The following is a 5,984-nucleotide window of genomic DNA, read 5'->3' as shown; positions in this document are numbered from 1 at the left end:
TAACAAGCGAGCTTTTATATGACCCTCCTGCTACGGCCAAAAATCACCTTAACACTGTTATCGGTTGCCTTGCTTGGTGTTTTATCTGGCTGCGGCGGCGGGAATTCGAGCAACAGCACCACACCCGATACGAGTAATAATAGCTGGACTGCAGGCGTTTTTGCCAATGCAAGCCAGTTTAAAGGGCAATGCCAAGCGAATAACGAAAAAAACTGGCTGCGCTCATGGAGCAATGAAACTTACCTTTGGTACGATGAAATTATTGACACCGATCCAGCACTCACCAGTGGTGTTATTGCTTATTTTGACCAGCTAAAAACCCTAGAGCTTACCGAATCCGGGGCGCAAAAAGATAACTTTCATTTTAGTTTATCCACCGCTGAATGGCAGCGACAAAGCCAATCTGGGCTTAGCTACGGCTATGGTTTTAATATCAAGTTAATTGCCTCCAGCGCGCCACGACAAGCTATTATTAGCTACACAGAGCCGAACACCCCAGCAAGTAATCAAAACCTCGCGCGCGGCTTTGAGCTGCTTGAAGTAGACGGCGTTGACTTTATTAACACCACTTCATCAAGCGAGGTCGATATTATTACTGCCGGGCTGTTTCCAACGCAAGTGGGTAAAACCACTCAATTTGTATTTAAAGATATCACCAGCAACGAACATCGTACGGTCACCCTTACCTCGCAAAACATTACCTCGCAACCGGTCGTGAATGTACGCACCGATTTGGCCGGCGGTGACGTGGGCTATTTTCAGTTTAATAGTCACAATGCGATTGCCGAAGATCAGCTATATAACGCCTTTAATCAATTTGCGGCGAGTAACATTAAAGACTTAGTGATTGACGTACGCTATAACGGCGGTGGCTTATTACAAATGGCCAGCCAAGTAGGCTATATGGTTGCTGGCCGCGCAAACACGCAAGGGAAAACCTTTGAGCGCACCATTTTTAACGATAAACACCCAAACACCAATCCTATTACTGGGCAAACCCTCATCCCCATGCCATTTACCGATGAGTTTGTCGGTTTTGCCGACAACCCGCAAACGCGGCCTGGCACCCCGCTGCCGTCATTAAATTTAAACCGTGTGTATCTACTTACCACCAGCAATACTTGCTCTGCCAGCGAAGCGATTATTAATGGCTTGCGCGGTGCTGATGTAGAGGTAATACAAATTGGCGCAGGCACCTGCGGTAAGCCTTATGGCTTTTACCCCACCGACAACTGCGGCACCACCTATTTTACCATTCAATTTACCGGTGAAAACAATAAAGGCTTTGGTGAATACGCAGACGGCTTTGCGCCCGCAAACACCCTAGACAATGCCCGTCAACCGGTATTGCTGAGCGGCTGTGCAGTGGCCGATGACTTTACCAACCCGTTAGGGGATGCCAATGAAGCGTTACTGAAAACTGCACTAAGCTATCGCAGTAGCGGCAGCTGTCCAGCAGCCAGTTCAATAAGCAGTCAACAAGGCTTTGCACCCGCGCTGGCAACGGATTCACCCGAGGTTAAAGATACGCGGATTCAAACCCTGCTTGAAGAAAATATTTTTCTTAGTGATAACATGAGATAAATGATGAAACTCTTTTTATTAGCCATTATCACCTTATTAGCCGGGGGGCTACCCGGTTGCTTAGCACACAATGCGGAGCCAACGCCCAAACTACAGCGGGCATTATTGGTGACCCCCAATAGCACCGCGGTGGCTGAGGCGATTGCCAGCTTGCTGCATAGCTCGCAGGTACAATTAGCCGCTGACGTGTTTATACATAGCAGCACCGTGACGCTTGAGCACCTTAACCATAAAGATCCTTACGGTAACCCTATCATGGGTAAACAACTCAATATGCCAGATAAGTTTGAATTAATGGTAAAAGGGCAGCAATGCTTTGTGCGTCACTTAGATAGTAAAGCCACACAGCAGCTCAAAGGGGTCAACTGCAAAGCTAACCCACTTAATGAGTAATAGTGACAAAAAAGCCGCGCAGTGCCTAACACTGAGCGGCTTTTTATCGCTAAATGAAGCTTAGCTTATTTTATTTCTACTCGTTGTGAGCGCATTACTACTTCGTCATTTAACTCAATGCCAATACCCGGCGCTTCTGATACTTCAAAAAAGCCATTTTTAGGTTGTGGATCTTGTAAGCACAATTCACGGTTCCACTTTTTAATCGCATAGGTATGATGCTCATGGATCAAAAAGTTAGGAATAGCGGTTTCTAAATGCAGCGATGCCGCCGTGGCAACCGGACCACCACACACATGGGCTTGAATACGCACATCAAAGATATCCGCGTAATCACAGACTTTTTTCGTTTCGGTAAAACCACCGCATAAGCCGATATCGGGTTGTAATACATTAATACTTTGATCTTCTAAGTAGGGACGCACACCCCAACGGTTATATAAACGCTCACCACCAGCAATCGGTACAGCGACTTTATCGGCCACTTTGGCATGCAGTGAGTGGTTTAAGTAGTTAACCGGCTCTTCGTAATACATACAGTCGAACTCTTCGGCTATTTCGCCCAGCTGAATCGCTGATGTCACACCCGGTAAGCTATGGCATTCAAAAATAATATCCACTTCATCGCCCACCGCTTCACGAATAGCTTGCATACGCGCACGGTACAGCTTCATTTCAGCGCGTGAAATAATATTGGTGCGATCGTAATAAGTATTACCGTCTTTGTCATACTGAATAGGGTCAACTTTTACCGCATCATACCCTTCAGCCACGGCTTTTAAAGCAGCTTCGGCGTATTCCTGTGGCTGTACTAAGGCTTTAAACTCACTGTCCCAGTCAAACTGCAACTGCGATGCATATGTGCGTAATTTATCATTCACTTTGCCGCCAAGTAGCTGATACACCGGCACACCGAGCGCTTTACCTTTAATATCCCACAGTGCTGTATCAATCGCGCTCATTGCAGCGTACACCACCGGGCCGCCGCCTAAACCCCAAAAACTCTCGCGCAGCATACGCGACCACAGTTTTTCAGTTTGAAATGGGTCGTGACCAATTAAAAAGGCATCGGCCATTTCTTTGATCATCGCCGCCGCGGCACTATGCCCTAAGTCATACGCAAGCCCTGCTTCACCCACGCCACTTATACCCTCATCGGTATGAATACGTACAAAAACGGGAGTCCACGCTGGACGCTCTGGGCAGTGAATATCAAATACTTCAACGCGATTTACTTTCATGAAAATTCCTTATTAACCGTAATAGGTTATTCTGCAAAACTAGGATCAAGACGATACGCTTTACGCAGCATAGCTGGCCACGCTAATTGCCCGCCGGTGCTACCGCTGTGTACGACGTTAGCTTGATTATAAATATTGTCGATAATCGCTTGCGGCACAGCAATAGCCTCTTGGCCGCTTGCTTGCAGCGCTAACTGTATTTCGCAAGCACGTTGTAAATCGTAAAAGCGCATAAAGGCATCGCCCACCGTCGGACCCACCGTTAAGCCGCCGTGATTCACTAACAGCATATGATTGGTATTACCTAAATCATCTTGTAAACGTTTGCGTTCATCATCATTAACAGCCAAACCTTCGTAACCATGATAAGACAGTGAGGGAAGCGAAAACATTGAATACTGACTCAGAGGGAGTAGGCCCTGCTTTTGACTAGCAACGGCAATGGTTTCTTTGGTATGCAGGTGGATCACACAGTGGGCGTCGTCGCGCACTTCGTGAATAGCGCTGTGAATAGTGAAACCTGCGGGGTTAATGTTATACGGCGTGTCGTCAATAATACGACCCGCCAAATCCACCTTTACTAAGTTAGAAGCGGTTACCTCATCAAAGGTTAAACCAAATGCATTAACTAAATAGTGATCGCTACCCGGTAAGCGCGCCGATAAGTGGGTGTAAATTAAATCCCCCCAGCGAAAATGATCCACCAGCCGGTAGCAGGCCGCTAAATCAACACGCAGCTGCCATTCTTGTGCTGATACTTTATTTTTTAAATCAAGCTGAGGTAAATCAAACATAATGAGCCTTTAAAAACACATCCATAGATGGGTGCAATTAGATGTTTAGAAGTCTAAATGAGAATTTGACTGATAGCAATCAGCAAATAAAACAGCCACACTAGGTGTGGCTGTTCGCATACGATTAATATTATAAAATGCTATTATTTTACGTTGGCAAGGTACTCTGCAATAGCTGCAAACTCTTCATCTGTTACCGTTGCGACCATGGCCTTCATCGCCATAGACATACCATTACTACGCGCACCCGATTTAATATCTTTCATTTGTGCAACTAAGTAGTCTTTATTTTGGCCATTTAATTTAGGGTACATCCCCATAATAGGCGCTTTACCTTCCGCACCGTGGCAAGTTTGACAGTTTTTAGCTGTGTAAAGTGCAGCGCCATCGGCAGCTGCCGCAGTAAATGAAAAACTGGCGGCTAAACTAATACCCGCGCCTACTAAAAGTGTTTTGATTTTGCTCATTGTATTTACTCTTCTTTTTGACGGTTAAAAACAGTTTAGGTTATTGTAGTCAATAACAACTTAAAAGCACACGTGTCTCACGATCAAGCTAAAAAACACCGCTACTGCTCAGTAATATAAATTTAGCATATTTAAATGAGTCGTGGCTTAACTATACCAAGCCTGTGCAATAAATAAACACCCACCACCATTAAAGCGGTTAAATTACCATATTAAGTCATCTGGCACTTCAAAGTCGGCATACGGATCATCTTCATCCTTTGCATTATTTTCCGGCTCAACGTGAAACACAATATAATGCTCGCCTACTTCGGCTACTTTGCGTGCAGGCTCATCTTCTAACACATAAAACTGCCCTTCAAGCACACAAATAGCTAAGCGACCGCCCGATAAAGCTTTTTGGGTTTTCTCATTTACTTCAATGCTCTTTACTTTATTTTGGTAAGTAAAGTTAAACGTGCGCTCACCACGAATCGCTTCTTGATTGTGATGCTCTAAAATCTGCTTAACGCGGGCAACTTGCTCGCGCTGTTTTAATTCTTCTTGGCGCGCTTTATTAAGCTCTTCGGCTTTTTGTTGCTGCTCAAGTTTAGTTTGCTGAATGTGCTTTTGAAGATCGCTTGGGTTACTGGTTGCGCCCTTTTTTTGCTTTTTTTGTTGCTTACGCTTTTCTGATTTAGCAACTTTAGCTTTATGCGATGTTGTTAATCCTGCTTGGAGCAATTGCTCTTGAAGTGACCCCATGGCTCTATTCCACTAAAAACTAATATTAAGACTATTTTAATCACCAATGACTATAAATAACAGCGCTATCATCATTAATCTAACAAACAGCACTAATTTAGCACATAACGCCACCGCGATTGCTTTTTAGATTATGAAGTGCACAACCTTGTGTATAATACTAGCTAATCTTTTAGTCACCCTAAGCCCTTATAATGCGCTTGCTTCATCTGCTGCTTTGCTCTGTATTCATCTTTTTTGTACTGTATGCTCCGCAACCACTATTAGGCTTGTTTGCCAGTGAATTTACCGTAGCGCCGGCTGTGGCTGGCAGTTTAATGACCGCAACCATGCTGCCTTTGGCTATTGCTCCTTTAGTGTACGGGGTATTTTTGGCGAAACGCAATCCATTGCTGATACTGCGCATTGCCATGCTATTTTTAGGGGTGAGTTGCATTGCATTTATTTATGCGCCCACGTTTGAGTTACTGTTACTGGTACGCTTTTTACAAGGGCTAACATTGCCTGCAGCACTCACCGCTATGACAAGCTATATTGGCATGAGTTTTATGGCCGATACGCTGCAAAAAAATATGACGCTCTATATTGGCAGCACCATAGTGGGGGGTTATTTTGGCCGGATATTGGCGGCGCTATTGAGTGATTTATGGCATTGGCAAAGCTTCTATTATTTAATTGCCGTTGTGTTAGTGCTACTCGCATGGAGCATTCCTCATACGCAGTTTAAAAGCGCACAGGTTAAGTCAGTGCTATCGCCTTTG

At 44.9% G+C, this 5,984-nt stretch carries 7 protein-coding genes; 3 read left to right on the top strand and 4 right to left on the bottom strand.

Features of this window, described 5'->3' with window-relative positions; all coding sequences use genetic code 11:
• The first annotated feature begins 18 nt into the window (after window positions 1-18).
• Both ABYB02_RS13680 and ABYB02_RS13675 read left to right on the top strand, forming a co-directional pair.
• Window positions 19-1,584, top strand: coding sequence for a S41 family peptidase (locus tag ABYB02_RS13680; RefSeq protein WP_372762983.1), 1,566 nt, complete (start codon window positions 19-21; stop codon window positions 1,582-1,584).
• A 3-nt stretch (window positions 1,585-1,587) separates the two neighbouring features.
• On the top strand, window positions 1,588-1,977 hold the full coding sequence (locus tag ABYB02_RS13675) for a hypothetical protein (protein WP_372762984.1): 390 nt from the start codon (window positions 1,588-1,590) through the stop codon (window positions 1,975-1,977).
• Window positions 1,978-2,042: 65 nt separating this feature from the next.
• Here the strand turns inward: ABYB02_RS13675 and ABYB02_RS13670 are convergent, their stop codons facing one another.
• From ABYB02_RS13670 to ABYB02_RS13655, 4 genes are all read right to left on the bottom strand, one after another.
• Complete coding sequence (locus ABYB02_RS13670; protein ID WP_372762982.1) at window positions 2,043-3,218, bottom strand: mandelate racemase/muconate lactonizing enzyme family protein; 1,176 nt, start codon at window positions 3,216-3,218, stop codon at window positions 2,043-2,045.
• Between the two features lie 26 nt (window positions 3,219-3,244).
• Window positions 3,245-4,012, bottom strand: a complete 768-nt coding sequence (locus ABYB02_RS13665; RefSeq protein WP_372762981.1) for a class II aldolase/adducin family protein — start codon at window positions 4,010-4,012, stop codon at window positions 3,245-3,247.
• 143 nt (window positions 4,013-4,155) lie between these two features.
• A complete protein-coding gene (locus ABYB02_RS13660; protein WP_372762980.1) occupies window positions 4,156-4,479 on the bottom strand; it encodes a cytochrome c in 324 nt (107 codons plus the stop codon).
• A gap of 204 nt (window positions 4,480-4,683) precedes the next feature.
• Window positions 4,684-5,223 (bottom strand): DUF2058 domain-containing protein, encoded by a 540-nt coding sequence (locus ABYB02_RS13655; RefSeq protein WP_372762979.1) that lies wholly within the window; start codon window positions 5,221-5,223, stop codon window positions 4,684-4,686.
• Between the two features lie 194 nt (window positions 5,224-5,417).
• On the opposite strand from ABYB02_RS13655, the gene ABYB02_RS13650 reads away from it, so the two are divergent.
• On the top strand, window positions 5,418-5,984 hold a 567-nt coding region (locus ABYB02_RS13650; RefSeq protein WP_372762978.1), incomplete at its 3' end, for an MFS transporter.

This window comes from Pseudoalteromonas sp., from assembly GCF_041613455.1.
GTDB lineage: Bacteria > Pseudomonadota > Gammaproteobacteria > Enterobacterales > Alteromonadaceae > Pseudoalteromonas.
The sequence above is the reverse complement of the archived record's forward strand: the minus strand, read 5'-3'. Positions and strand labels throughout refer to the sequence as shown.

Bases quoted from the DNA above. Each gene is read 5' to 3' on its own strand.
- ABYB02_RS13680 (WP_372762983.1), top strand. From the start codon at position 19: ATGACCCTCCTGCTACGGCCAAAAATCACCTTAACACTGTTATCGGTT.
- ABYB02_RS13675 (WP_372762984.1), top strand. From the start codon at position 1,588: ATGAAACTCTTTTTATTAGCCATTATCACCTTATTAGCCGGGGGGCTA.
- ABYB02_RS13670 (WP_372762982.1), bottom strand. From the start codon at position 3,218: ATGAAAGTAAATCGCGTTGAAGTATTTGATATTCACTGCCCAGAGCGT.
- ABYB02_RS13665 (WP_372762981.1), bottom strand. From the start codon at position 4,012: ATGTTTGATTTACCTCAGCTTGATTTAAAAAATAAAGTATCAGCACAA.
- ABYB02_RS13660 (WP_372762980.1), bottom strand. From the start codon at position 4,479: ATGAGCAAAATCAAAACACTTTTAGTAGGCGCGGGTATTAGTTTAGCC.
- ABYB02_RS13655 (WP_372762979.1), bottom strand. From the start codon at position 5,223: ATGGGGTCACTTCAAGAGCAATTGCTCCAAGCAGGATTAACAACATCG.